Source organism: Sphingobacterium allocomposti, from assembly GCF_008124885.1.
GTDB lineage: Bacteria > Bacteroidota > Bacteroidia > Sphingobacteriales > Sphingobacteriaceae > Sphingobacterium > Sphingobacterium allocomposti.
In genome coordinates this window covers 47,695-73,205 of the sequence record NZ_VNHX01000004.1, presented here as the reverse complement: position 1 = coordinate 73,205, position 25,511 = coordinate 47,695, and the positions used below count along the sequence as shown (strand labels likewise).

21 protein-coding genes are annotated in these 25,511 nt (G+C 49.6%); 11 read left to right on the top strand and 10 right to left on the bottom strand.

What is annotated here, in order from left to right; genetic code table 11:
* Positions 1-1,260 carry an L-fucose:H+ symporter permease gene (gene fucP, locus BC792_RS04355; protein WP_148907770.1) on the bottom strand — a complete coding sequence of 420 codons (1,260 nt, stop codon included), beginning with the start codon at positions 1,258-1,260 and terminating at the stop codon, positions 1-3.
* A gap of 133 nt (positions 1,261-1,393) precedes the next feature.
* Between fucP and BC792_RS04350 the strand changes: the two genes are divergently transcribed.
* The 4 genes from BC792_RS04350 to BC792_RS04335 all read left to right on the top strand — a co-directional run bounded on the left by BC792_RS04350 (position 1,394) and on the right by BC792_RS04335 (position 4,843).
* Positions 1,394-2,260 (top strand): helix-turn-helix domain-containing protein, encoded by an 867-nt coding sequence (locus BC792_RS04350; protein ID WP_148907769.1) that lies wholly within the window; start codon positions 1,394-1,396, stop codon positions 2,258-2,260.
* Positions 2,261-2,356: 96 nt separating this feature from the next.
* The gene (locus BC792_RS04345) at positions 2,357-3,076 is read left to right on the top strand and encodes a thioredoxin domain-containing protein (RefSeq protein ID WP_148907768.1); all 720 of its coding nucleotides are present in this window, start codon (positions 2,357-2,359) and stop codon (positions 3,074-3,076) included.
* A gap of 3 nt (positions 3,077-3,079) precedes the next feature.
* Positions 3,080-3,463 (top strand): DUF423 domain-containing protein, encoded by a 384-nt coding sequence (locus tag BC792_RS04340; protein WP_148907767.1) that lies wholly within the window; start codon positions 3,080-3,082, stop codon positions 3,461-3,463.
* 144 nt (positions 3,464-3,607) lie between these two features.
* Positions 3,608-4,843, top strand: a complete 1,236-nt coding sequence (locus BC792_RS04335) for a chloride channel protein (protein WP_148907766.1) — start codon at positions 3,608-3,610, stop codon at positions 4,841-4,843.
* A 390-nt stretch (positions 4,844-5,233) separates the two neighbouring features.
* Here BC792_RS04335 and BC792_RS04330 read toward each other — a convergent pair whose 3' ends face one another.
* A complete protein-coding gene (locus BC792_RS04330) occupies positions 5,234-7,255 on the bottom strand; it encodes a glycoside hydrolase domain-containing protein (protein WP_148907765.1) in 2,022 nt (673 codons plus the stop codon).
* A 513-nt stretch (positions 7,256-7,768) separates the two neighbouring features.
* Here BC792_RS04330 and BC792_RS04325 point away from each other — a divergent pair.
* Positions 7,769-8,209 carry an acetyltransferase gene (locus tag BC792_RS04325; RefSeq protein ID WP_148907764.1) on the top strand — a complete coding sequence of 147 codons (441 nt, stop codon included), beginning with the start codon at positions 7,769-7,771 and terminating at the stop codon, positions 8,207-8,209.
* Positions 8,210-8,258: 49 nt separating this feature from the next.
* On the opposite strand, the gene BC792_RS04320 is transcribed toward BC792_RS04325, so the two are convergent.
* The 4 genes from BC792_RS04320 to surE form a co-directional block, all read right to left on the bottom strand.
* Entirely contained in the window at positions 8,259-8,975 is a 717-nt protein-coding gene (locus BC792_RS04320) for a DUF2569 family protein (RefSeq protein WP_170249951.1), read from the bottom strand.
* A 27-nt stretch (positions 8,976-9,002) separates the two neighbouring features.
* On the bottom strand, positions 9,003-9,917 hold the full coding sequence (locus tag BC792_RS04315) for a transglutaminase-like domain-containing protein (protein WP_148907762.1): 915 nt from the start codon (positions 9,915-9,917) through the stop codon (positions 9,003-9,005).
* A gap of 9 nt (positions 9,918-9,926) precedes the next feature.
* On the bottom strand, positions 9,927-10,655 hold the full coding sequence (locus BC792_RS04310; RefSeq protein ID WP_262713434.1) for a DUF3857 domain-containing protein: 729 nt from the start codon (positions 10,653-10,655) through the stop codon (positions 9,927-9,929).
* A 282-nt stretch (positions 10,656-10,937) separates the two neighbouring features.
* Positions 10,938-11,666, bottom strand: a complete 729-nt coding sequence (gene surE / locus BC792_RS04305; RefSeq protein ID WP_148907760.1) for a 5'/3'-nucleotidase SurE — start codon at positions 11,664-11,666, stop codon at positions 10,938-10,940.
* A gap of 361 nt (positions 11,667-12,027) precedes the next feature.
* Between surE and BC792_RS04300 the strand changes: the two genes are divergently transcribed.
* From BC792_RS04300 to BC792_RS04280, 5 genes are all read left to right on the top strand, one after another.
* Positions 12,028-12,942 (top strand): diacylglycerol/lipid kinase family protein, encoded by a 915-nt coding sequence (locus tag BC792_RS04300; RefSeq protein ID WP_148907759.1) that lies wholly within the window; start codon positions 12,028-12,030, stop codon positions 12,940-12,942.
* A 135-nt stretch (positions 12,943-13,077) separates the two neighbouring features.
* On the top strand, positions 13,078-13,515 hold the full coding sequence (locus BC792_RS04295) for a hypothetical protein (protein ID WP_148907758.1): 438 nt from the start codon (positions 13,078-13,080) through the stop codon (positions 13,513-13,515).
* A gap of 266 nt (positions 13,516-13,781) precedes the next feature.
* On the top strand, positions 13,782-14,864 hold the full coding sequence (locus tag BC792_RS04290) for an efflux RND transporter periplasmic adaptor subunit (RefSeq protein ID WP_148907757.1): 1,083 nt from the start codon (positions 13,782-13,784) through the stop codon (positions 14,862-14,864).
* A 30-nt stretch (positions 14,865-14,894) separates the two neighbouring features.
* The gene (locus BC792_RS04285) at positions 14,895-18,083 is read left to right on the top strand and encodes an efflux RND transporter permease subunit (protein ID WP_148907756.1); all 3,189 of its coding nucleotides are present in this window, start codon (positions 14,895-14,897) and stop codon (positions 18,081-18,083) included.
* Positions 18,083-19,513, top strand: coding sequence for a TolC family protein (locus BC792_RS04280; protein ID WP_148907755.1), 1,431 nt, complete (start codon positions 18,083-18,085; stop codon positions 19,511-19,513). The genes BC792_RS04285 and BC792_RS04280 overlap by 1 nt, the downstream gene beginning before the upstream one ends.
* Before the next feature lie 201 nt (positions 19,514-19,714).
* On the opposite strand, the gene BC792_RS04275 is transcribed toward BC792_RS04280, so the two are convergent.
* The 4 genes from BC792_RS04275 to BC792_RS04260 all read right to left on the bottom strand — a co-directional run bounded on the left by BC792_RS04275 (position 19,715) and on the right by BC792_RS04260 (position 24,157).
* The gene (locus tag BC792_RS04275; RefSeq protein ID WP_148907754.1) at positions 19,715-20,434 is read right to left on the bottom strand and encodes a menaquinone biosynthetic enzyme MqnA/MqnD family protein; all 720 of its coding nucleotides are present in this window, start codon (positions 20,432-20,434) and stop codon (positions 19,715-19,717) included.
* Positions 20,435-21,052, bottom strand: coding sequence for a histidine phosphatase family protein (locus tag BC792_RS04270; protein ID WP_148907753.1), 618 nt, complete (start codon positions 21,050-21,052; stop codon positions 20,435-20,437).
* A gap of 5 nt (positions 21,053-21,057) precedes the next feature.
* The gene (mqnE, locus tag BC792_RS04265) at positions 21,058-22,251 is read right to left on the bottom strand and encodes an aminofutalosine synthase MqnE (RefSeq protein ID WP_148907752.1); all 1,194 of its coding nucleotides are present in this window, start codon (positions 22,249-22,251) and stop codon (positions 21,058-21,060) included.
* A gap of 70 nt (positions 22,252-22,321) precedes the next feature.
* Positions 22,322-24,157: an ABC transporter ATP-binding protein gene (locus BC792_RS04260; protein ID WP_148907751.1), complete on the bottom strand. Its 1,836-nt coding sequence runs from the start codon at positions 24,155-24,157 to the stop codon at positions 22,322-22,324.
* A gap of 162 nt (positions 24,158-24,319) precedes the next feature.
* Here BC792_RS04260 and BC792_RS04255 point away from each other — a divergent pair, with 162 nt between their 5' ends.
* Entirely contained in the window at positions 24,320-25,480 is a 1,161-nt protein-coding gene (locus tag BC792_RS04255; RefSeq protein ID WP_148907750.1) for a pyridoxal phosphate-dependent aminotransferase, read from the top strand.
* Positions 25,481-25,511 lie beyond the last annotated feature (31 nt).

The following is a 25,511-nucleotide window of genomic DNA, read 5'->3' as shown; positions in this document are numbered from 1 at the left end:
TTAATGTCCTCCGGACACTTCCTGAATCCGCTTCCCGCTGTTATTCCATGCAAAAAGTGCGACGACGGCAAAACAGGCCAGCACGACGTAATACGCCAGCTGAAAGCTTCCCGTAGCGCCGGAAACAAGCCCCAGGAGCGGGGGCAGAACCGCTCCTCCTACGATCGACATCACGATTAAGCTCGACGCCGACTTTGTATCCGCACCTATCCCCTCTACTCCCAGCGCGAAAATTGTCGGAAACATGATGGACATAAAAAAGGCAATGCCGACCATCGCGTATAGCGTCACCGGTCCAGTAGCATAGATCGCCACAAGCGTCAGTGCCGACGCCACCAGCGCGTAGATGAACAACAACCTCGTAGGGGCCACATAGCGCATAAAAAACGTGCCGACAAAACGGCCGACCATAAACGCCAGCCCCGCTGCCCCCGAATAGTACTTTGCCTCTGCCGGAGCTATTCCCGCCACGTCGGTCGCGAACATAACCAGAAAGCTCAGCACACAGACCTGCGCCCCCACATAAAAAAACTGAGCAATTACTGCCCACGTGACATTTTTATGACGGAAAGCCCGAAAGACACCGGTAGATTGGCTCTGTTCATCCTCCTTAACGTCGGGCAATCGGGTCAACACAAAAACCGCAGTTATCGCCAGGATGACCAAGCCGAGAATAAGATAGGGCCCCTTAACAGAAGATGTTTCTGCCTGTATGTACGCCGCACGAGCCTGCTCGCCAAGCGCGGCAATCTCATCGGCAGACTTGGGTTCCTCGGTCAAAATATATTTGCCTCCGATAATCGGAGCGACAAAGGCTGCAAGGCCATTGAATGACTGTGCAAAATTCAGACGCTGGGTAGCTTTCGACGGATCTCCTAATACTGTAATGTATGGATTTGCCGCCGTTTCCAAAATTGCCAATCCACAGGCCACAACAAACAACGCCCCGAGAAAAAAAGCATAGCTTACCGTATTCGCCGCGGGAACAAACAAGAAGCACCCCACCGCAAACAATACCAACCCCACAATGATTCCCGCTTTGTATCCGAAACGCTTCATGATCAGTCCCGCAGGTATCGCCAATAGGAAATAAGCTATAAAAACAGCCGAATCTACCAGGGAAGCCTGAAAATGCGACAAGCTGAACGCGTTCCGCAGATGCGGAATCAGTATAGGATCCAGATTATGGATGAAACCCCAGAAGAAAAACAGCGAGGTAATCAGGACAATCGCTAACGTGTAGTTTTTTGCTTGTGCCATAGGAATTATATTGGAAAATGTAAAACTAAATGAAATCTGCAAAAGGCTATTGAACAATTTTACCGAATTAATAAACAATATTACCATCATAAACTTTACATTTACCCCTTCATCAGAATAAATAAATTATTACATGTTTATCCAACGTCTTGCCCCCACCTTTGGCACGCCGTCTACGGTTGTCGTAAGGCATGATCAGACACCGCAAAATCACAACGTATGGCACTCGCATGAAGAGCTTGAATTTATCTCCATAAAAAAAGGAAGAGGCACCTTTTTCGTTGGCGATTGCATCCACCATTTTACCGAAGAGTTTACTGTTTTAATTGGCTCTAATACACCGCACTACTGGCTGTTCGACGAAGAATACGTTCACCAAAGCCCCTCGGCACCTGCCGACATACGCGTGGTACATTTCCGGCCCGACTTCATCGGCGCCGATTTCTTTCTTCTGCCAGAAGCATCTCACATCAAACAGTTATATCAAAAAGCCAGGAGAGCCCTTATTTTTGAGGAGGATACCAGACTATCCGTTTTTTTCGACCGCATTGTTCGACAAGCGCCTTTCCAACGGCTGACAGCCCTCTTGGAGACACTCGGTTATATCGCCGGCCTGTCGTGCTATGCAACATTGGTTAGTCCCGATTATACGCTCCTGCAACAAGAGGAAGACCTCAGACGCATGAATAAGGTTATGGAATACATACGGTTACAATACAAAGCTAAAGTTCGTCTTGAAGACGTCGCTCAGCTCGCCGGGATGACATCCAATTCGTTTTGCCGATACTTTAAGCAGCGCACAGGAAAAACGCTCGTTGCTTTTCTTCATGAGATCCGTGTCGGACAGGCCTGCAAGATGCTTACCGAAACGAGTTTATCCATAAAAGAGATCTGCTTCGACTGCGGCTTTCAAAATTTCGTCAGCTTTCACAAAATATTTAAAACCATTACACGGACCACCCCGTCGGCATATCGTGAAGCAGCGCAACGATCCCGCTGAGAAGATGGATCTCTTGCATCATCATATGATGATCACTGTCCACTGTTAACCTCCCCTTGCGTTGTTTCTTCCGGTTGGGAATATGTATCTTTGTGTATGACATATGCAAGGGTACGCCAGCTTTTAATGTTGGTATGGGTGGGCTGCACGCTCAGCACAGTGGCGCAGACCAAACTAGACGCAGGAAGTTTTCTGGATAGTATCCAGAAACAGCCACGTATCCTCATTGATGTCCGTTCGCCGGAAGAATTTCAAAAAGGAACATTGGCTTATGCAAAAAATAGCGACTGGAACGACAGGCCGGATTTCGAAGCCTACGCACAGCAGCTCGATGTGCGTACCCCCGTTTATCTTTTTTGCTTTAGTGGAGGCCGAAGCGCAAAGGCCGCTACTTACCTGACCGAACGCGGATTCGACGTATACGAGCTGGATGGAGGCATGCTGCGTCTCCCAACCAAACAGCCTGATCAGGAAACGTTACCCCATACCACACCCGCCCGTGCGAACGGGCTGGATCTGGCTGCTTTCCGCAAGCTCACTCGTGCCGCCGACAAGGTATTGATCAACTTCACCGCGAAGTGGTGTGCACCATGTCAAAAAATGAAGCCTTTTTTGTCCCGCCTCGAAAACGACAGCGCTAACGACGTGCGCGTTGTCAGCGTAGACGCCGATGAACATGCAGGCCTTCTCACGCAGCTGGCAATCGACGGTATTCCCCGCCTACAGCTCTATCACCATGGCACCCTGGTTTGGGAGCATACCGGGTTTATAGCGGAAACAGACTTATACGAAGCCATTGACACCAAACAGAAATAAACTATGCAAACGCTCGTTTTAACCGTTGCCGGCGTATACGGCACACTAGCCATCGTTCTCGGAGCTTTCGGAGCCCACGCGCTAAAAAAGATACTGCCGGAAGAAAAACTCTCCTCTTTTGAGGTCGGCGTCCGCTATCAGATGTACGCCGCCCTGGCCCTGCTGATAACAGGCTATCACCTTAACTTTGATCTTGCTGTTGCCCGCTGGGCATTCTATGGGTTATCTATAGGCACGCTCCTTTTCTCAGGAAGTATCTATCTGCTCTCCCTGGCCGCCTATTGGAAGGTACGATTACGCTTTTTAGGTCCTATAACACCGATCGGCGGTCTCCTGATGATCATAGGCTGGATAAGCCTCATGGTCAGCTTCTTAACGAACAGCTAGTTGGTGAAACGGCTTACCTAACCCGGACAGCTTTTTCCGTTTATAAAAATGTCCATAACTGCAAAACTGACGGGAGTGCATTTATGAATACCATCAAGTATGACCGAAGATGAATATCAATACACTTAAACGAAGCGACAAAATATGATCAAGCTGGCAAATCCGGGGTTTCTCTTTTTTGCCAAGTGGCTATTTATCGTCTTCGCTGTGGCGCTGGCTGTCGGCAGCACATCAGCCTGCTTTCTTTATCTGTTAAACAGGGTCACGGCGCTGCGCGAAGAACATCTGTTCATCATTCTATTTCTGCCGGTTGTGGGTCTTCTCCTATCCTGGTGGTATCAACGGTATGGAGGCAAAGTGCAGAAAGGCAACAACCTTTTGCTGCTGGAATATTACCGGCCGGACGACGGTATCCCCTTTCGGATGGCGCCCATGATCATCCTGGCCACCTTGGCTACGCACCTATTTGGCGGATCGGCCGGACGGGAAGGAACAGCTGTTCAGTATGGAGCGTCAATAGCGGACCAGCTGCGGAAAGTGGTCTCTTTGACGAAGGAGGAAAAAAGGACACTGCTCCTTTGCGGCATTGCGGCCGGCTTCGCTTCCCTCTTCGGAACACCTTGGGCAGGCGCTCTATTCGCTCTGGAAATGGTACAACTAGGGCGTACACGCTGGAAGGGCATCGTACCCATCGTCGGTACAGCCTACCTGTCTAATATAATATGCGGCTTATATGGCGACCTCCACACGCATTATCCGCAGCTCGGCGGACTCCCCCACCTATCGCCGAAGGTGCTCGTCTACCTCATCGCCGCGGGTCTCGCGTTTGGTCTTGCCGCGCGGCTGTTCTGTAAAAGCGGCGATCTCTTTAACGCACTGTTCAGCAAAATCAGGCAACCGCTTTTCCGCCCGGTAGTCGGCGGCGTCGCCGTTGTTGCTACGGTCTTTCTGCTTCAAAGTACGCGCCATATTGGCCTCGGCATCCCGACAATCCTCAGCGCATTTGAGACCCCATTGCCGTCATACGACTTCCTGATAAAGATAATCCTTACCACCTTAACACTGAGTGCCGGATTTAAAGGGGGGGAAGTTACTCCGCTGTTTTTTGTCGGCGCAACACTCGGCAACGCTTTGGCCCCATTTATCCCGCTTCCCATGATCCTATTGGCCGCTACGGGCTTTGTGTCGGTGTTCGCCGGCTGCACCAAAACCCCCATAGCCTGTACCGTGATGGCTATGGAGTTGTTCGGCTTGGAAGGCGCCCTGTTTTTTTTCATTACCTGCATGGTAAGCCTCATCGTCTCCGGCAAAGAAGGCATCTACAGCGCACAGAAAAGCCACACCCCCGGCCGACTGATCAAACGGGTCTTCCGTAGTTGACCCCGATTCCGTAAATATCCGGGAAAAGCGGCAGCCTGCACGTAATAATACCCTGAACGAGACTCTTAACACCTGAAAACCGTGCGAATAACCCCCGTCTGTAAAAATAATGATACTTTGGCACGTGCTTTGAAAAAGTTTCCGTGAACAAACAGACATTGAAAACTTAAAACGGAAAGATTATGGAAAATATAGAAGAAAAAGCAGCTCGATTAGGTTTAGAAAAAGGCTATTATCTTTTATTGATGGCCATTCTAGAAGATTCTAACGAAGCAGATGAGTTGGCTATCGCCAGCTAACATCCAAAATATTCGCGTAGCACATATAATCCAAGAGCAAAGCCCAATAACAGGTACTTTGCTCTTTTATTTTTCTTTGCAGCTCCGTAAGCTACTTCTTCAGGTCGCTGACCCAGATGTCGGTGAGACCGTATTCCGTAGGCTTTTCTGCAGTTTCTATAAACAGATGCCCGCCGCGGCGTAACTCTTCATGTGTCATCCACACCCTTCCCAGATCCTTGCCATTCCAGCGCACCGTTTTAATATAGCGGTTTCCCGGGTCGGACACCGTAATGGTCAATGGCTTTTCTCCGTTGACAAGGACGATCTCATCGAAAAAAGGCACACTCAGGTAAAAGACAGGCTCGCCCACGAGAGGCTGGTGCAGGCCAAGGGCAGACAGCACCCACCATGCTGACATGGCGCCGGCATCGTCGTCCATCGTGCGGACAAAAGCCTTCGGTTCGTTTTTATAAATCCGGTCAATATGCGCACCTATTCCCCGGCTGTTATCATTGAAATAGTACTGAATGGTTGTATCCTGTGCGATGCGGCGCACCCATTCCTGGTAACGCCACGGCTTATCGCTGGCGTAGTACAGGGTAAACGACTGCATATCCGGTTCGTTCGCCCTGTTAAAATAATAGCCGTCGTAAAACTCGTCTATCTGCTCGGTAAATGATGAGGGGCCGCCCATCAGCTCCCGCAGACCAACCACGTCGAACGGCACGCTCCACCTGTATTGGCGGACCGTGCCCTGGTACATGTCTCTCGCAGACATGCGGTCGACGTCCCGACGGGACAGGTCCTTAAACTCTTTGTTCCAAACATACTTATAACTTTCGGCCCTGCTCCTATAATGAGAAGCCTGCTCCGGCAGCAGCTTACTTAACGCCCACATGTCGTAACACGCCTCTAAATATTTATCCGGTTTAGAGAAGTCAAAACGCGCTGTATCTCTAACGAGAGAATCACGGATCTCGTCTACCGGCACGCTATACCCTTTACGCTGTGCATCCAGGAGTACGACGGCAGCATGCTCGGTGCGTACGGAATTGGCGGGCTCCCAAGGGCCGGCAAAATCATATTTCCCATAGCGATACAAATCCACGATAGAAGAGGTCACGCCTTGATACATATCAGGCAGCAACAGCTCGAGCAAAGGCAGTTGCGTTTTGTAGTTGTCCCAGATAGCCCAGCCGTGGTACCTTCGTTCGTCCGATCGGTGCTGCTCGCCATCTGTCCCCTGAAACCTTCCATCCGCCGCCGATATGAGGTATGGCGACTGAAAGACCCTATACAGCAACGAATAGAACAGACCGGTCAACTCTTTGTCGCCTTTTACCTTGACAGTACCCAGCACACGACGCCAATGTTCCTCCGACAACTTCCGTATAGCATCAAAGTCGCGGGAACGACCGCTTTCCAGCTTCGCTTCTGCATCTGCGACATCTACGGACGAAAATGTAATGTTAAGATCGGCTGACGTCTCCTGTTCGGGTAACGTAACCCAAAGCTTATTATCCACCGTGTGCCACGCTTGTGCAGCAGGAATCTCCATCGCATAATAGATTGTATAGATGCCCACATGACAGGTGGTCTTAGCGCGCAGCGTTCCCAGAAGGCGGTTGCCTTCCCTGATGAACGTATTCGATACGAACGCCCCGTTAAAGGCGTGTGCCAGATCGATAAATAGACCTTTGGTTCCTTTTGGATAGTCGAACCGTTCCCTACCGAAGTCGCGGTCCGTCGCAATACGCACGGTTATTCCCTCGGCAGTCTCAACCTCGTAAAAGCCGGGCGATGCCTCTTCACGGACTTTATGCAACGGGCGGTCCGCCACGTACTCGCCTAAAAACGGCTGCACCAAAATGAGCCCGCCGCTTCCCATACAGCCCACTCCTTCGAACCGGTTATGTGTAAATCCCTTAATTTCCTTTGCTAAATATTCGTAGCCCGTGTGCGTTCCGGGGTTGGTGAACGGCAGAATACTCAGCTGATGAAACGGCGATGACGCAGCAGGGGAAAGCTGACCATGATCTCCTGATGAACCTAAAAATACATTTACCGGAATGGTCTGCGCCATACCTACGTGAAAGCAAATGGCAAAGAAGAAAGAAAATAGTTGTCTCATTCAAAAATCTGTTTATCCTGGTGTCTAATTCGAAGGCAGTATTCACGCTGTTTGCATTTTGAAATACAAGAGCCTTGACATCGCGCTGAACACTTCAGCAGGCTCAGTACCGGTTCTGTCGAAGCCCAAAACGACATATCAGGGCTTTCGGACAATAAATGGCGCTATCATGCACAACGGGTATTATACAGTATTCACGGAAGCACTACATTCGGTTATTCATCGTATAATATGGGAATGATCGCATGGCCCCTCCCCGTTCATGTTGCCTCCGGCAGCTCAATAGAATGAAAGCTTGCATGAATCGTTCACTGTCTGGCGATGCAGCAGGTTTCATACGGCGTAAACACACGCTAAATCGGGTAAAGCACCGTCATCAAAGATAACAAACTTATGTTAAACCCATGTTAAGCTATACTCGCCCTTCTGGGGCTCCGTTCCCTCTGCCGTCCCTAATGTGGAATAGGATATTCGCGTGGTAGCGCGTACCTTTGTAGCAAACAAGCAGAGACGATGAACATTCTTATCAGGCAGGCAACCGCGGCAGACTTCTCCGACATCATGACGATCTGGGAGCGGGCTGTAAAGGCCACTCACCACTTCTTGGCCGAAGACTACTTCGAAGTATTAAAGAAACGGATACCTGAGGACTTCCTGCCCCATCTCAAGGTCTTTGTCCTGGAAGAACAGGCAGTCGCATATGCTTTCTTTGCTGTTTCTGCCGACAACCTTGAAATGTTGTTTGTAGACCCAGCCTATCGGGGGCGGGGATTGGGCACGAAGGCGCTACACCATGTAATCCAGATCCTGGGTGTACTAAAGGTGGATGTCAACGAACAGAATACGGAAGCGACAGAATTCTATTTGAAGGCGGGTTATAAAATAGCGGGTAGATCCCCGCTCGACGGCCTCGGCGAACCATACCCGCTCCTACACCTTGAATACCGGAAATAAAAGCCGGTTTTTTCTTAGGCTGCCCGACGTCCCGATGAGGCGCACGTCTTTACTGCTCAAGCTGCTGAACCCCTCCCGCGTGCTGTTGTTCCCGAGATATGGCGCTTTGCACCAGAAATGTGCCTTTCACCCGCGTCGAATTGAATATATACAACGACCAGAGTACCGCATACACCGACATGCCTCCAAGAGCAGACAGACTCTCCAAGACTGTGACCGGTTCCTTGAGAAAAATCCAGACAAGCAACAAGTCGATCAACATACAAGCTACCCTGATCACCAGGAAACAGAAAAATGTCTGCGGAAAAATATCACGGCGTTTGATAAGTAGGTATATGCAGTATCCCGATAAGAAAATCACGAAAGTATTGCAAGTAAATTCAAAGACCAGAAGGGCGCGATAAATGAGCGGCGAAACTCCCGAATCAATTGTGATAATGGTCCACGCTGATTCCCGGAACCCACTCTCCACCATTGTCGTATAAAAAACATTGATAGGTATAATAATCAGCAGCAGCAACAGGACAATCAGCCAGCCACCAATGCTGTCGTAATCAGGTTCATCATATAACGGAACCAGCGATGACGCCCCGCGCCAGTGATAATATCGGATTGTCGCCCAAACCAGTATCGCCAGTAAGCCGAAAAAAGCGAATATAGCCCATAGGCTGAACTTCCCGCCGCCTCCGGACCCCCAGAGGAAACCGTTCTCATCGAAATAGACCGCGTTCGAAAACAAGCTTTCCCTATCCGAAAAATCGGCCAAATATTCATTTATCTTGTCTCCGGCAACCTAGGTATCATGGAACCCCAGACGGTAAGCAATTTTTAGGGTATCCTTTGAGGTAGAGATTGTTTTGCCAAAATAGTAGCTTTCCCTATCCGTGAATGTGGCTTCTTTCATTGCCGGAACAGGCTTCCCTTCGGGATTGATCACATACACATCATGTTCAATAGACAGCGGATATTGCAATGCGATGGGAGCCGTGCGCGCGTCGTTGACCTCTGGTAGGTAGTTGCTCAGCGTGGCTGAGTATATACCCATATGACGTCTACCGGTGGCTGCATCTACATCCACCGCCTGTTTAATGGTATAATACTCTCTTGTCGAAAAGACGTTATTTTCGACGTCGTCTTCATAGGTCAGTGCCGAACGCTTAGAAAGCTGCTTATAAAACCGCTGATAATACTCCAGATACGACGTCTCGATTTGCTTCTTTGCCGTCTGCTTAAAATAATTACGCATATTATCGGCGTTTGCTCCGGTGTAGATGGTCAGCACATCGAGCGTCGCCCCACCGTCCTTCTGCAACTGAAAGCGTTCCTCCACACGGGTGTTTCCCGACACGATCTTTTCTGTATCGTTCAACTTTCCTCCTTTTGTTGCCCACAGCACCTTTCCATAAAACGGAAAGTAGCGGTCGCGAATATGCCCACCCTGATTGCTGATCGTAGGGTCTATATATTGGCCTCTGCCGTCGACCTCGGCATAAACGACCATGTGATTAAATGCGGACGGCGATGGCAGATACTCCGGTAGTTCGTACTCTTCGTAAGAGTTTGCTAAAACCAAAGTGGCGCCGAGCCCCTTATATTTCAACAGTGCGCTAAGCAGCACGGACTTATCCTTGCAATCGCCATAACGTTGATCGAACACCTTTTCAGGGTTATTTGCGCGGTGTGAGTATTCGCCCACTTCCACCCCCATATAACGTACCTAATTCTGCACGAAGTCGGTCGCTTCCTTCACGTACTGTGTAGAGTTTCCGTTGGCCTTGCTCCACAGCTGGTCCGCAAAATGCTGCAGCCTACTGCCTACAGCCAGCGTCGGAATCGGATTTACGTCGGCCGCCCACTGCGCCACCTCCGCCCAGCTTTTAAACTCCGAGCATTCTATACGCTGCCGTGTTGCATACCATAGCGGAACGTCGCTTTCATAGTCTACTTTCCCAGTCCCCGCAATCGACCAAGAATAGGACATGGCGTTTCCGAGATCCTGCTGCGTGGCGGGCGGCGCCTCCTTAAAGCCTTTAAAACGCAGTGTCCGCCCCTTGGGCACGATATAGTTCACATACAAAAGCCCAACCGGCTCTGGCCCCTGTAAGAACTGGGTATCAAAAAACCGGTTGCCAAATACCGGATTAAAACCCTTCAGTGAATACGAAACGACAATCGTATTATCCTTGCGCAAATCCTCCAGCAAAAGATAAGCGGAATATGTACCGTTATAAATGAAGCGCGAAAGTTCTCCTTCTGTCGCCAGCAGCTGAAATTTAGAAATGTCCAGCTTGTCTATTGGCTTTCCGTCACGGATGACATATAGCTCATGCAGTGTTAGCGTCTGATACTGCGGGTTAAAGGTGATATTGACCTGCCCGGCGTATTCGGCGCCGGCATTTTCTGTAAGCACTTTAACATCCCGGTAAAAGCGGCTTTGGTCACCGATATTGACCTGGTATTCGACACGTTCGAAATAGTAACCAGCACTGATGTCTTCGTCATCAGGCGCCTTCGGTTGCTTTGGGGTGCTTTGGGGTGCTTTGCACCCATCGCGGAATGTCCGCCTTGCTCAATCTTGGCGTCGCACCATATCCGGACAACTGTCCGACAATAAAAAGAAAAAAGAATGTACAAAATAGCCCTATTCTCATCGGTTAATAACGTTTACCGAATATAAGAATAACTTCAACTACTCTGAAATATTTGCTAAAAAAATCCGGCGCGGTCTCTACGTCTCTCCGAGTTTTTCCTGCAGCGTGGCTTCATCCGTCAGATCGAGCCGCAACGGCGTAATCGAGACCATGTCGTTTTCCACCGCCCATCGGTCCGTACCCTCTTCAGCCGCCTCCAACGGCGTAACAGTGAACCAATAGTGCTTACGGCCCATAGGGTCTTTCCCCGGAATGATGGTCCCGTCATACAACCTCACCGACTGCCTGGTCCAAACAATATCTTTCGGGCTCTCCGGAAAATTTACGTTGTACAGCGCAAGCTCGTCGCCTTTCAGCAACAGCCCGAGCGCCTGCTCGACGAATGGCTCAAGCAAATCAAAGTCCGGCTCCGTCTTTCCTACAGGCGTGCTCAGCGCAATGCCTTTTATACCGAAAAGAACAGCCTGCTTCGCTGCTGCAAGCGTACCTGAATGCCACATGGAGTTCCCCAGGTTAGGTCCCATATTGATGCCGGACAACACGACGTCCACATTCTTCCAAAGGTGTGTCCCCATCGCGACACAATCCGCAGGCGTTCCATTGACCCGATAAGCTTCAATGTCCTGAAACTCAATGGGCGACTTCTTGCAACTTAATGGACGGGAGTGCGTTACGGCATGTCCCATGGACGACTGCTCTACGTCGGGAGCCACAACCTTTACATCACCAAACTTCTTCGCCACGCGGGCTAACGCGGCTATTCCGGGACTGTATATGCCATCATCATTTGTAACCAGTATCTTCATTTCACCATCTTTTTGCGGGAAGGGCGCTTCAAAATCTGCTACTCGGCGCCGTCCCTCTCGTTCACGTAAATATTTATATGTTATATAACAACAATTTGCCTTCCCAAAAGGTTCATAGGTAAAACAGGTCGTGAAACCATCATGATTTATTCAAACCGCACACGGGTGAAAAATCTGATAGCTTCATCCCGATAAGAAACAATCCGGGTGTGACGCGCTCCTCTGTAGAATGGAGATGCCACACGCATAACTTTAATACATGACAAAACATAGTTGTTCGTCAGTGTGGGCAGGAGGAACGTCGACGACCGCAAAGCAGGGATCTGGCCACGTACTGTACACTTATATATAATTTAAACGGATGAAAACGGTAATCTTATTGCACAACCCCGGCGCAGGCGACAAAAATCACCTTCAGATGGATCTCGTACGCACCATCGAAGACGAAGGATATAACGGTATCTATTTTTCGGTAAAGAAAGGCGACAACTGGAAAGAACAGTTAGACCAGACCGATTTCGTAGCCGTGGCAGGAGGCGATGGCACGGTACGGAAGGTGATGAAAGAGCTGCTGCAGCGCAGCCTGCTCGAAAAAAAATTGCCGTTGGCCATCCTACCAATGGGAACAGCCAACAACCTCGCAAAGACCTTGGGCATCGACCCTCAGCTCAGCCATGAGCACCATATCAAAAACTGGAAAAATAGTAAACGCCAACGCTTTGATCTCGGCGTGATAAAAAGCCTGCACCATACCAATTTCTTTTTGGAAAGTATGGGTTTCGGCGTCTTCGCGCGCCTGATATGGCATATGGACAACAGAGATACAAGCAGCCTGACCTCTGCCGACGAAGAGCTACAGTTTGCCTTGAGAGCCTTACGCAAGCTGACGTTATCGGCGGATACGACGCCCTATCGCATACAGGCAGACAACCAGATCTTCGAAGGACGCTGTATACTATTGGAAGTCATGAACATCCGATCCGTCGGGCCGAATCTCGTGTTGGCCGCCGACGCAAAAACCGATGATGGCGTCTTCGACATCGTTGTCGTAGGCGATGATCAACGCGACGAATTTGCAGACTATATCAGCCGGCTGGCAGCGGGAAAAGAAGCTTCTTTCACCTGGCATAGATTCCAGGCGAAAAACCTGTTGATCGACTGCCCCAGTGCTTATACGCATGTGGACGACGAACTGATCCTACCATTGCAGGCTCCGGTGTCGGTAGAAAGCCGCGAGGATATCGTCGATTTCCTTGTGAGCGATACTTCGGCATAACAATCGGCACCAATCGGCTTCTTCGTGATGTGGCAACCAGGTGCGCATACAATGCGAAACCTAGTTTCCCAGCAAAAAGTATATTACAAAAAATTAACATTGGTTTTTGATACTTTTTTATAGATTTGCCACCAAATGACGAAGCGGGTAATACGATCATCTTTCCTCTTGTTGATTGCTTTAATCAACTTAGGTGCGGTATTGGATATCTTCGCGTCAATAGGAAACGCAGCACAACCCGCTTCCGAAGCGACTCCTTTTGCTATAGCTGCCAACAGCCAAACATTTTTAAACGGGGCCGACGACGACTATCAGCAGTTCAGAAGGAAAACCCTGTATCATCACCATCATGATGAAGAGAGCTCAGAGAAGGTTGAAGAGAGAGATCCAAAGGTTCCAAAAGACCCCGGCCACTTTCCGCTGCCACTCATCAGTTTTCTCCCACAACGCCCCCTGTCCTTCCGTCTTTCTTCTTACATCTTTCAGTCTAAACATACCGTGGCAGACATTGCCCATCCTACAACCTGCTTTGACAAAGAAAGATACTTATTGTTCCGCGATTTCCGGACATAGACATTCCCCTTGCATGTTTTAATGGTAAACCTGCCGCCGCCCGGATATAAGAGACCAGGTCTGGCCAGTCGTATTTGCCAGCACACAACTCATCGATTTCTAAATAACATTTAATTCAACCTGCGGGTAGGAGTCCGTACGTCGACGGCCTTCTTTTAGGCAGCCGTCGTAGCGACTTCATATAGGATATATATGTGTCCGTCACGCGTGGCAGACGATGTATGCTTCCTATCCCACCAAACAGATTTAATCAACGCATCAAGCATATGAAAAAAAACATCATGCTTATCGGTTGCGTGGCATGGCTCGCATGGGCCGGCTGCAGCACCCATAAGGAAAACAAAGAAGAAAGCCTCCATTTCCTGGTCTCGACACCTTTGGTGACCGACACCACCATCCTAAAGCAATACGTGAGCCAGATCCGATCCATCAGGCATATCGAGGTGCGCTCCCAGGAACGGGGCTACCTCGAAAAGGTCTTTGTCGACGAGGGGCAATACGTCCGCAAGGGGCAACTGCTTTTCCAGATTATGACAAAAATTTACAACGCCGAGTTCCATAAAGCTCAGGCAGAAGCCGAAGCAACGGCGATCGAGTTACAGAATATACAGACCCTGGCTGAAAAGAATGTCGTCTCTCCCAATGAGCTCTCCATGGCAAAAGCACGGCTAAAAAAAGCACAGGCAGAGATGGAGCTCGCATCGGCGCACCTTTCCTTCACAAAAATCACCGCGCCTTACGACGGAATCATAGACCACTTGGACATGAAACTGGGTAGCTTGGTAGACGAAGGAGACCTCCTGACTACGTTGTCCGACAACAGCACAATGTGGGTGTATTTTAATGTACCGGAGGCCGAATACCTAAACTATAGAAGTCATAAAAGTGAACAAAACCTGGATCAGGTCCAGCTTGTTCTCGCCAATCAGGACATCTACGGGCATCACGGGAAGGTCGAGACGATAGAAGCCGACTTCAACAACGAAACTGGAAACATAGCCTTCCGGGCCACTTTCCCGAACCCGGAAAACCTGCTGCGAAACGGGCAAACCGGCAACATACGGATGAGCATTCCAATGCCTCGAGCCATCATCATCCCCCAGAAAGCTACGTTCGAAATTATGGACAAGAAATATGTCTATATCGTCGATAAAGCCGATAAAGTGAAGCTCACTCCGATCACGGTCAAAGCAGAGCTGCCCGATCTTTACATTGTCGGCAGCGGTCTGACCGGCAGCGAAAAGATCCTACTCGAGGGTATCCGAAAAGTACAGGACGGCGATAAAATCAGCTACGCTATGAAGCAGCCTCGTCAAATCATGTCCGATTTGATTTTACCCAGCGAATAATCAATAGATGTCTTATCAGTTTCGAAAGCTATGTTTGAAAAATTTATAAAAAGACCGGTGCTGGCCATTGTGCTATCCATCGTCATCATATTTCTGGGGCTGCTGGCGATAGGCACGCTCCCCATCTCCCAATTTCCAGACATTGCGCCTCCGGTCGTCGTCGTCAACATTGCCTATCCCGGGGCCAGCGCCAACGTATTGACCGAGTCGGTGCTCATACCTATGGAAAAATCGATCAACGGCACGCCGGGCATGAAATACATGACCTCAGACGCCACAAGCGCGGGCGAAGCGACTATCATGGTTTATTTTGACCTCGGTACAGACCCCAGTCAGGCGATGGTAAACGTCAAAACACGCATTGAGCAGGTAACGAACCGACTGCCCGAACTCGTCCAGCGGGAAGGACTCGTTGTCAGCTACACATCGCCAAACATGCTCATGTATGTGAATGTATTCAGCAAAGATCCCCAGGCCGATCAGAAGTTTCTTTATAACTTCGCCAACGTAAACGTCATTCCGGAAATCAGCCGTCTTAAGGGTGTTGGTAGCGCCAAAATATTAGGAAGCCGCATCTACGCCATGCGCGTGTGGCTCAATCCGGAACGTATGCGTGCCTACAACGTTTCCACAGACGAAGTGATGGAGGCTATGGGACAGCAGAGCATTATCGGGACGCCGGGACGGATAGGCCAAAGCACCGGCAAGCGCTCCCAAGCCCTCGAATACGTGCTGACGTACAAAGGCCGCTACAATAAGGTTGAGGAATACGAGAATATTATCATCCGCTCCAACCCTGGAGGAGAAAGTCTCAAGCTGAAAGATATCGGCACCGTTGAGCTCGGCAGCGAATTTTATGATATCTATTCCAACCTCGATGGGTTGCCATCTGCATCCATAACGCTCAAACAAAACTATGGTAGCAATGCCAACGAAGTGATCAAGGAGGTAAAGGCCAAACTAGAAGAAATCAAAACCGCCTCCTTCCCTCCGGGAATGGACTATAAGATTACATATGATGTATCTAGCTTTTTGAATGCCTCGATAGATAAGGTTGTGCACACACTGGTCGAAGCCTTTGTTCTGGTTGCGCTGGTTGTCTTCCTGTTCCTCGGCGATTGGCGGTCGACGCTTATCCCCACCATCGCCGTCCCCGTATCCCTGATCGGCGCCTTTATGTTTATGCAGGTATTTGGCCTGACGATTAATTTGATTACACTGTTTGCGTTGGTGCTTGCTATCGGCGTTGTGGTGGACGACGCCATTGTTGTTGTCGAAGCCGTACATGCCAAGATGCAGGAGAAGCACCTCCCTCCATATAAGGCGGTGATAGAGGTTATCCGTGAAATAAGTGGTGCCGTCATCGCGATCACGCTTTTAATGACGGCCGTCTTCGTACCGGTCGCATTTATGACCGGGCCGGTAGGTGTGTTTTTCCGTCAGTTCGCTATCACGATGGCCTGTTCAATTGTCATATCAGGATTTGTTGCCCTCACCTTAACACCGGTGTTATGTGCCATGATCCTGAAAAGCCACCAGAATAATGGAAAAAAGAAGAGTCCGATCGATCGCGCGCTCGACGCCTTCAACCGGAAATTTGATCGGCTCAACCTACGTTACGCGCTGTTTTTGAAACGTATCGTCAACCGACGGCTTGTCACCTTCGTGCTGCTCGGCGCTTTTACTTTCGGGATCTTCGGTTTGTCGCGGACCCTACCGAGCGGCTTCATTCCCAATGAAGACCAAGGTATGATCTACGCGATCGTCCAGACGCCTCCCGGATCCACCTTAGAACGGACGAACGATGTTGCCCGCCAATTGCAGAAAATCAGCGAGCACGTAGACGGTGTCGCTTCAGTGACAGCGCTCGCCGGATATGAAGTGCTGACAGAAGGTCGCGGATCCAATGCGGGCACGTGTCTGATTGAACTGAAAGATTGGTCCGAACGCCAAGAGACGGTACCGGAAATCATTGAAGAACTAGAGGAAAAAGCAAAAGAGATACCTGGCGCTACTATTGAGTTTTTTGGCCCTCCTGCAGTGCCCGGTTATGGCGCCGCCGGCGGCTTCTCGCTTCGTTTACTGGATAAAACAAATTCAGACAATTATAAAGAACTCGAAAAAGTAAACGACGAATTTATGGATGCACTCGGAAAACGAAAAGAGCTCGCCGGCCTATTCACATTTTTCAGCGCCAATTACCCCCAGTACGAACTAGAAATCGACAATGAAGCGGCTATGCAAAAGGGTGTAAACATCGAAAATGCGATGAATAACCTTTCCATTTTGATCGGCAGCACGTACGAACAGGGCTTTATCCGCTTCGGCACATTTTACAAGGTATACGTGCAGGCATCGCCCGAGGCGAGGGCGCTACCAGAAGATGTCATGAAGCTTTACGTCAAAAACAACCGGGACGAAATGGTGCCTTATTCAGCCTTTATGAAGATGCGAAAGACGCACGGACTCAATGAGATCACAAGGTACAACATGTACCCTTCCTCGGCCATCAAAGGCGAGCCCGCACCGGGCTACAGCACGGGACAAGCCATACAAGCTATTCAGGAAGTGGCCGCCAAGACGTTGCCGCGCGGATATGACATCGGCTGGGAGGGACTGACGAAGGACGAGGCCGCCCGGGGCAACGAAGCTGTATACATCTTTTTAATTGTTCTTGGGTTCGTGTATCTGGTACTTGCGGCACAATACGAAAGCTTTGTACTCCCACTATCTGTCATCCTCTCGCTTCCGGCCGGAATCTTTGGCACCTTCCTTCTGCTCAAGGTCATGGGATTGGCCAACGACATCTATGCGCAGGTGGGATTAGTGATGCTCGTCGGTTTACTCGGAAAAAACGCCGTCCTCATTGTTGAATTTGCGATGCAGAAACATGCTGAAGGCATGAGCGTATATAAAGCGGCCATTCAGGGCGCCAAAGTTCGTTTTAGGCCCATCCTGATGACATCCTTCGCTTTCATCGCCGGGATGATTCCGATGGTGTTCGCGCACGGCCCCGGAGCTATCGGCAACCGAACAATCGGCGCGGCAGCCGCCGGAGGAATGCTGCTGGGAACAGTATTCGGCGTCATCATCGTCCCCGGACTGTATTTCATCTTCGGCAGCATCGCTAGCAAGCGGAAGCTGATCAAGCATGAAGAGGAGCAGCCCTTACTGGAAGAAATACAAAACCGTATAATAATGGAAGAAATACAAAACTGATGAACAAACGACATATCACCCGCTATATCTTATCTATAGGATGCTTGATCGTAGTGTCCTGCAACCTTCCTAAGATAGCAGAAAAGAAATCCACCGTGCGCTTGCCGGACACTTACGCAGGGGCAGCCGACAGCTCAACCGTTGCCACACTGAATTGGCGGGACTACTTTACCGATCCGCATCTACGCAGATTGATTGACACGGCATTAAGCCACAATCAGGAACTAAATATCATGCTGCAGGAAATCAATGTGTCCGGCAACGAGATAAGTGCAAGAAAGGGAGAATACCTCCCCTTCGTCGGCATCAGTGCGGGAGGCGGCGCCGAGAAACGTAGTGAATATACTCCCCTGGGAGCCGCCGAAAGACAAAACCAAATCCGCGACGGCAGGGAAAACCCGGAACCAATGCCTGACATAGGAGCCAGCTTGTTTGCTACGTGGGAGATAGACATCTGGAAAAAGCTGCATAACGCAGAGAAAGAAGCCCGCCTGCAATATCTCTCTACTATTGAAGGAAAGAACTTTATGGTCACCAACCTGGTTGCGGAGATCGCCGGCCTCTATTACGAGCTGTTGGCGCTGGATCAACAGAAAAAGCTGGTCGATGAGAACCTGAAATTGCAGCGTGATGCGCTGGAACTCGTGCGGCTTCAAAAGATAGCCATGCGCGTTACCGAACTCCCTGTTAAAAAATTTGAGGCCGAGGTTCTGAAAAATCAAAGCCTCCGTTATAAAATCGATCAGCAGCTCGTCGAAGTTGAGAACAAGCTAAACTACCTTGTCGGGCGCTACCCACAGCCCATTGAGCGCGACCAGCAGGGCCTTGCCGCGCAAACACTTCCGGCAGTACAGGAGGGCTTACCCAGCCAGCTGCTCGACAATCGTCCGGACGTAAGGCGAGCTGAACTGCTTATGGCCGCAGCAAAACTCGATGTTAAGATTGCAAAAGCGAGGTTTTACCCTGCTGTCGGCATTTCTGCAAGCTTAGGCTATCAGGCATTCAATCCTGCTTATCTGCTGAAAACACCACAGTCGCTGGTGTACACGATCACAGGCGACCTCATCGCCCCACTCGTCAACAGGCGGGCGATTGAAGCGGAGTATCTAAATGCCAATGCTAAACAGATACAGACTGTGTATACTTATGAGCAGACCTTGTTAAACGCCTATGTTGAAGTCGCCAATCAGCTAGCGAAATACAAAAACACGTCGCATATCACCGACTTGGAACGCAAACAGGTCGTCGCGCTTACAGAGTCAGTGCAGATTGCCTACGACTTATTCAACTCGGCACATGCTGATTACATGGAGGTACTGATGACGCAGCGCGACGCCATCGAAGCCAAACTCGAGCTAATTGAATCGCAAAAATCGCAATTTATAGCAGCTATAAACTTATACAAATCACTTGGTGGCGGCTGGAATTGAAGAATGGTGTAACAGACTGGAGGTATCAGACCGGAGACAAAAGGTTTTGTCTCCGGTCTATTATCTCTGATCGTACCTTATCAGAAAGTTGTCACGCAGGAGTCGAACCCGTTAATTAAACCGGCAGCAAGTCTTAAATCTAAAACCACGAAAACAAACCGAAATAGAACGTATAATTTTGTACTATCTATCAAACAACCATTACAGCTGTCGGTAAAGCGTTAGATAGCGGTTTATGGCCTCCCTCTTTTCGGGCGTCAGATGGAAATCGAGGTGTTGGGTCAAATACGTTTTGTAATCAAAATTATCGTATACAGGCAATCCGGGAATCACATCCTCAGGATGAGAAACCCCTTCAGCCAGCGCCGCATTAAACGATCTCTCGAACGTCTCCGGAAGCTTCTTGTTCGATACCCAGACAGCATAAGCAAATGGGAGTCCGGTCATCTCCTTCCAATAGTGTCCCAAATCATACGCGTAAGGAACCGACGCCTTCTTCCCGAATGTACGGTCGCCGATAAGCACATACGCATCCGCCTCCCCTTCGGTTACCACCCGGATGTCCCTCTTCCAATGGTGCTTCAAGAGTATCCGTGCCAGTCCGTTCGACGTGCGGGACTGCTTATCTAGCAATAGGGTGTTTATCTCGTGCGCCGGCTTTGAAGAAAAGATAAATACCGAATCCACGGCACCGTCGCTGCCTATGCAATAGTCGCCTATAATATGGTACGTGGGCAGGTCCAGCAATGCTGCTATAGGAATAATACCCATATCCACCTCGTTGGCAATTACCTTGCGGGCACATTCGGCAGGGTAGTCTACCGAGAGCTCAATCTCACTTAGTATCTCCGAATTCCGTATCCCCTGCAAAAAAGGCAAGGTATTCGTATACGAAACCGCAGACACACTTATCTTCTTCATCTACAAATTTTCTAAGTGTTTAACATTGTAATGATCGATTATGGAAAAACGACCATCTTCGTATGTTAAAATATAAAGCGCGGTATTCGTATGGGGAAAATCGTCCATAAGGCATACCGACATGTCGGTTAAGTGACACAAAAGGATACGGAGAGCCCTTCCGTGCATGCAGACAAGCACCGTCTCCTCATTCGGCTGCGCCACCATGTATGCGACAGCTTCTTTCTGTCGGGCCACCAGCTGATTCGGCGATTCGCCTTCTTCGATGCTTAAATCAAGGTTACCGCTACGCCATGCCGCCACAACCTGCTCAAATCCGGCCATAATCACCTCGTCCTGCTCCTTCCCCTCGTAAATACCCCAGGAAATCTCATCCAGTCCAGGCAGCTCTTCCGCGGGTATCCCCTGATCAATAAAGCGCTGCACTGTCTGCTTCGTACGCAGCAGTGTGGAGGTGTACACCTTATCGAAAGGCACGTCCTTGAAAGCCTCATAGAATGCTTTGGCCTGTTGTAGGCCGGTTTCATTCAGGGGTGAGTTCACTCCCCTGCCCTGCACAATACCTCTTAAGTTTAAATCGGTTTGACCGTGTCGGATAAAATAAAAAGTCTTCTTCAATGTTGTTATTCTACTACTGGTAAAGAATAATAGCTGGGTTTCGTCTGGCCGTCGAATACCACGTCCTTATAGTCGGTGACCACTTGGTACAGGGTATCCCGCTCAATCGGGTGACGCCCTACATTTTTAATCAACTCGACGAGTTCGCGGGTGCTCATCCCCGGATGTTGCTCTTCGGCTCCGGCCATCGAATAAATTTTGGTCGTATCATCTAGCGTACCATCAATGTCGTCTACGCCGAATGCCAGGGAAAGCTGCGCCGTATCGCGCGAAATCATCGCCCAGTAAGCTTTTATGTGGTCAAAGTTGTCCATATAGATGCGGGACACAGCGTAGTTACGCAGATCTTCCACAACCGAGACCTCGGGTATGTGCGACATCTGGTGTCCCTGGTTACGGAACTTCAGTGGAATAAAGGTCTGAAACCCACCCGTCTTGTCCTGAAGCTGACGCAGACGTTCCATATGATCCACGCGGTGCCAAAATTGCTCTATGTGTCCATATAACATGGTTGCGTTGGTACGCATACCCAGTTTGTGCGCCTGTTCGTGAATATCGAGCCATTGCTCCGCCGTACACTTGTCGCCCGCGATCTTTTCCCGCACTTCCGGATGAAAAATCTCTGCTCCTCCCCCCGGCATGGAATCTAGTCCACACTCCTGAAGGTACTTTAGTCCGTCATAATGACTAAGCTTCGCTTTCTTAAAGATATAATAATATTCAACCGGCGTCAGTCCTTTGATATGAAGATCCGGGCGGTGCGCTTTACAGCGTTTGAAGAACTCGGCATAAAATTCCAGGTTCTGCTTCGGCACCACGCCGCCGGTAATGTGTACTTCGGTAACAGGCTCTCCGTCATATTTGCGCACGATATCCATCATGCCATCTACATCCATCTCCCAACCTTGGTCCCGTTCTTTAATCAGCCGTGAGTAGGCACAAAACTTACAGTCATAGACGCATACGTTTGTCGGCTCAATATGAAAATTACGGTTAAAGTAGGTCAGGTGTCCGTGTTTCTTCTCCCGGATGTAGTTTGCCAGCACGCCAAGGTAGCCAAGCTCTCCACGTTCGTAAAGTAAAACGCCTTCATCAAAAGTAACACGCTCGCCCTGCAATACTTTCTGTGCTACGCGTTTTAAATCGGCATCCAAGTGTTTGTCTTGAATTAAAAAATCAAGTTTCTGCGTTGCATTCATTTCTGCCTCCTGATTGAACAAATGTACCAATTAGCAAAGAAAAAAGCGACTTTCCGCGCGCCTTTCTATGTTAATCAGCAAATTGCTGCATGTCTATCAACCGTTTATATAATCCTTGTTTGGCTATCAGCTCCTGATGGTTACCCTCCTCCACAATATGCCCGGCTTCGATCACAACAATCTTATCCGCATTTTGTATGGTGCTTAAGCGGTGGGCAATTACCACCGTCGTACGGTTTTCCATCAGCTTGTATAACGAATCCTGGACGAGCTTTTCAGACTCTGTATCTAAGGCCGACGTCGCCTCGTCCAACAGCATGATCGGTGGGTTCCGCAGTACGGCACGGGCAATGCAGATCCGCTGTCGTTGGCCTCCGGACAGCTTAGCTCCACGATCGCCGATGTTAGTGTGATAGCCGTGCTCGGTTTTTACTATAAAGTCATGCGCATTAGCTATTTTCGCTGCCCGCTCGACTTCCTCCGCGCTGGCGTCGGTCTTTGCAAAAGCAATATTATTAAAAATGGTATCGTTGAACAGGATAGACTCCTGGTTGACCGTGCCGATCAGCGCACGCAACGACTCCTGTTTCAGGTCGCGTATGTCGACGCCATCGAACAAAATAGCGCCGCCGGTAACATCCATAAAACGCGGTATAAGATCCACCAAAGTCGACTTCCCTCCTCCCGACGGACCAACCAAAGCCACCGTCTTTCCTTTCGGTATGTCCAGGTTGATCTCGCTAAGTATACGTTTGTCGCCGTAGGCAAAGTTAACGCCTTTGAACCGGATGCCTTCCTTGAACTCGGAGACAGCAATAGCGTTGTCCCTGTTTGTCACCGCACTGCGTTCGTCGATTAGCCCCAGTACCCGCTCGCCTGCCGCAATTCCATTGTGTATACTCGAAAACGCGTCGGTCAGCGCCTTTGCTGGCCGCATGACCTGGGAAAACACAGCAATGTAGGTAATAAACTCCGACGCCTTCAGGTCGCCCTCGCCGCTTAAAACCAGACTTCCGCCATACATCAGGATGACGGCAACCATCAATACGCCCAGCAGCTCCGAAACAGGCGAACTCATCTGCTGCCTTCGCACCATCCGACGCATAATTTTGGAATAGTGCTCGCTCTCTCCATTGAACCGGTCTTTCACAAAGGGCACCGCGTTAAATGCCTTTATAATTTTTACGCCCGAAAGCGCTTCGTCCAAATAGGAAATCATGTTGGCATACGATTGCTGCCCTTCCCGCGCCTGCTCCCGCAGCTTCTTAACGATCTTGGAAATAAAAAAAGCCGAAACGGGAATCACGGCCAGCGAGAAAAGCGTCAGCTTCGCCGAAAACGCGAACAGGACAACGATGTACGCGACGAGCTGCAGCGGCTCTTTAAAAGCCACCTGTAACGTAGACGTCACGGAAAACTGTACGACCTGCACATCCGAAGCGATCTTCGACATCACATCACCCTTCCGGCTGTTGGTGAAATAGCCGAGGTGGAGATCCATAACGTTATCAAATACCGATTTGCGCAGGTTCAGCAACGTGTGTATGCGGAGGTTTTCCATGATCCGTTGCGAAAAATAACGGAACAGGTTACTAAGGAAAACCGAAGTTACAATAACGATACAGACATACTTCAGCGCTTCGTATGGACCGATATCATAGTAGAGCTTATCCGCATAGTAAGTAAACCAGCCGCCGATATCATCGATACCGCTGGGCTTCTCCGTCATCTCCACCGGCGCCAGCTGATCGTCTCCCGTGCCTTTAAACAACACCTGTAAAAGCGGGGCTAACAACGCAAGGTTTAACGTTCCGAATACAACTGTAATCACCGTACAGATGATGTACGGAATAGCGTATTTCTCAATAGGCTTGGCAAACGATAGCAGTCTAAAGTATGTCTTCATGTATTATGTTCAGACCACAAAAGTAATAAAAAAAGCAAGGTACCGCTTTTCAATCGCCGAACAACCGCTCATTTGTTGCAATGATTTGATATTTTCGCAACAAAAACCCGCTTTTATTCCTTTTAATCTTTAATTTAGGCGCTAAATTTCAAATCCAACAATATGAACGTGGACGTTGCACGCAGGTTACAACATACGGAAGAATACTACTTCTCCAAGAAGCTACGAGAGATCGACGAGATGAGGAAAGCTGGTGCTCAAGTGATCAACCTGGGTATTGGAAGCCCTGATCTTCCACCTCATCCCGAGGTTATACAGGTCTTACACGAAGAAGCCAGCAAGCCTACTACCCATGGATATCAAAGCTACAAAGGCGCTCCCGTCCTACGCGAAGCCATCGCAGCATGGTATGCACGATATTACGAGGTCGCACTGGACGCTAATTCGGAGATACTCCCGCTGATCGGCTCTAAAGAAGGCATTGTCCATATTTGCATGACCTACCTGCAGGAGGGCGACCACGTGCTGATACCCAATCCGGGATACCCTGCCTATAGCAGCGCCGTCCGAATCAGCGGAGCTACAGCTATCACCTACGACCTTCGGGCAGACAATGGCTGGCAGCCGGATTTCGACGAACTCGAAAAACTGGATCTATCGGCCGTAAAAATGATGTGGGTCAACTACCCGCACATGCCGACAGGAGCATCAGCAACAACAGAGCTGTTCGAGAAGATTATAGCGTTTGGCAGGAAACATCAGATATTGATCTGCCACGATAACCCGTACAGCTTCATTTTAAACGACACGCCGCAGAGTATCCTCGCCGTCCCCGGAGCTATAGACGTCGCTATCGAACTGAATTCGCTCAGCAAGTCGTCTAATATGGCCGGCTGGCGAATCGGTATGCTAATCGCAAACCAGCAACGTATAGAAGAAATACTCCGTTTTAAGAGCAACATGGATTCCGGAATGTTCCTTCCCATGCAACTCGCGGCGGCAAGAGCGCTGCAGCTCGACAGCTCCTGGTACAAAGACCTTAATGCGGTCTATAGCAAACGGCGCGACAAGGTATTTCATATTATGGATATGCTCGGGTGCAGCTACGACCGATCGCAGGTGGGTCTGTTCGTCTGGGCGGAGATCCCCGGCACGTATGCCGACGCCTATGCGCTTAGCGATGAGATACTGTATGCAGCCCACGTTTTCATTACGCCCGGTGGAATATTTGGAAGCGGCGGCCAGCGGTATATACGCATCAGCCTATGTGCCAGCGAAGAACTGTTGGACGCTGCAATAGCGCGTATTGAAGCAAAATCTTAACACGGGCTACTTTTAATTTAAACATAGTTTT

Excerpts from the sequence above, each read along its gene's own strand:
- BC792_RS04300 (WP_148907759.1), top strand. The coding sequence starts at position 12,028 with ATGAAAACGGTAATCTTATTGCACAACCCCGGCGCAGGCGACAAAAAT.
- BC792_RS04345 (WP_148907768.1), top strand. The coding sequence starts at position 2,357 with ATGACATATGCAAGGGTACGCCAGCTTTTAATGTTGGTATGGGTGGGC.
- BC792_RS04275 (WP_148907754.1), bottom strand. The coding sequence starts at position 20,434 with ATGAAGAAGATAAGTGTGTCTGCGGTTTCGTATACGAATACCTTGCCT.
- BC792_RS04280 (WP_148907755.1), top strand. The coding sequence starts at position 18,083 with ATGAACAAACGACATATCACCCGCTATATCTTATCTATAGGATGCTTG.
- BC792_RS04330 (WP_148907765.1), bottom strand. The coding sequence starts at position 7,255 with ATGAGACAACTATTTTCTTTCTTCTTTGCCATTTGCTTTCACGTAGGT.
- BC792_RS04285 (WP_148907756.1), top strand. The coding sequence starts at position 14,895 with ATGTTTGAAAAATTTATAAAAAGACCGGTGCTGGCCATTGTGCTATCC.
- mqnE (WP_148907752.1), bottom strand. The coding sequence starts at position 22,251 with ATGAATGCAACGCAGAAACTTGATTTTTTAATTCAAGACAAACACTTG.
- BC792_RS04255 (WP_148907750.1), top strand. The coding sequence starts at position 24,320 with ATGAACGTGGACGTTGCACGCAGGTTACAACATACGGAAGAATACTAC.
- BC792_RS04350 (WP_148907769.1), top strand. The coding sequence starts at position 1,394 with ATGTTTATCCAACGTCTTGCCCCCACCTTTGGCACGCCGTCTACGGTT.
- BC792_RS04295 (WP_148907758.1), top strand. The coding sequence starts at position 13,078 with ATGACGAAGCGGGTAATACGATCATCTTTCCTCTTGTTGATTGCTTTA.
- fucP (WP_148907770.1), bottom strand. The coding sequence starts at position 1,260 with ATGGCACAAGCAAAAAACTACACGTTAGCGATTGTCCTGATTACCTCG.
- BC792_RS04340 (WP_148907767.1), top strand. The coding sequence starts at position 3,080 with ATGCAAACGCTCGTTTTAACCGTTGCCGGCGTATACGGCACACTAGCC.
- BC792_RS04325 (WP_148907764.1), top strand. The coding sequence starts at position 7,769 with ATGAACATTCTTATCAGGCAGGCAACCGCGGCAGACTTCTCCGACATC.
- BC792_RS04290 (WP_148907757.1), top strand. The coding sequence starts at position 13,782 with ATGAAAAAAAACATCATGCTTATCGGTTGCGTGGCATGGCTCGCATGG.
- BC792_RS04315 (WP_148907762.1), bottom strand. The coding sequence starts at position 9,917 with ATGGGGGTGGAAGTGGGCGAATACTCACACCGCGCAAATAACCCTGAA.
- BC792_RS04260 (WP_148907751.1), bottom strand. The coding sequence starts at position 24,157 with ATGAAGACATACTTTAGACTGCTATCGTTTGCCAAGCCTATTGAGAAA.
- surE (WP_148907760.1), bottom strand. The coding sequence starts at position 11,666 with ATGAAGATACTGGTTACAAATGATGATGGCATATACAGTCCCGGAATA.
- BC792_RS04335 (WP_148907766.1), top strand. The coding sequence starts at position 3,608 with ATGATCAAGCTGGCAAATCCGGGGTTTCTCTTTTTTGCCAAGTGGCTA.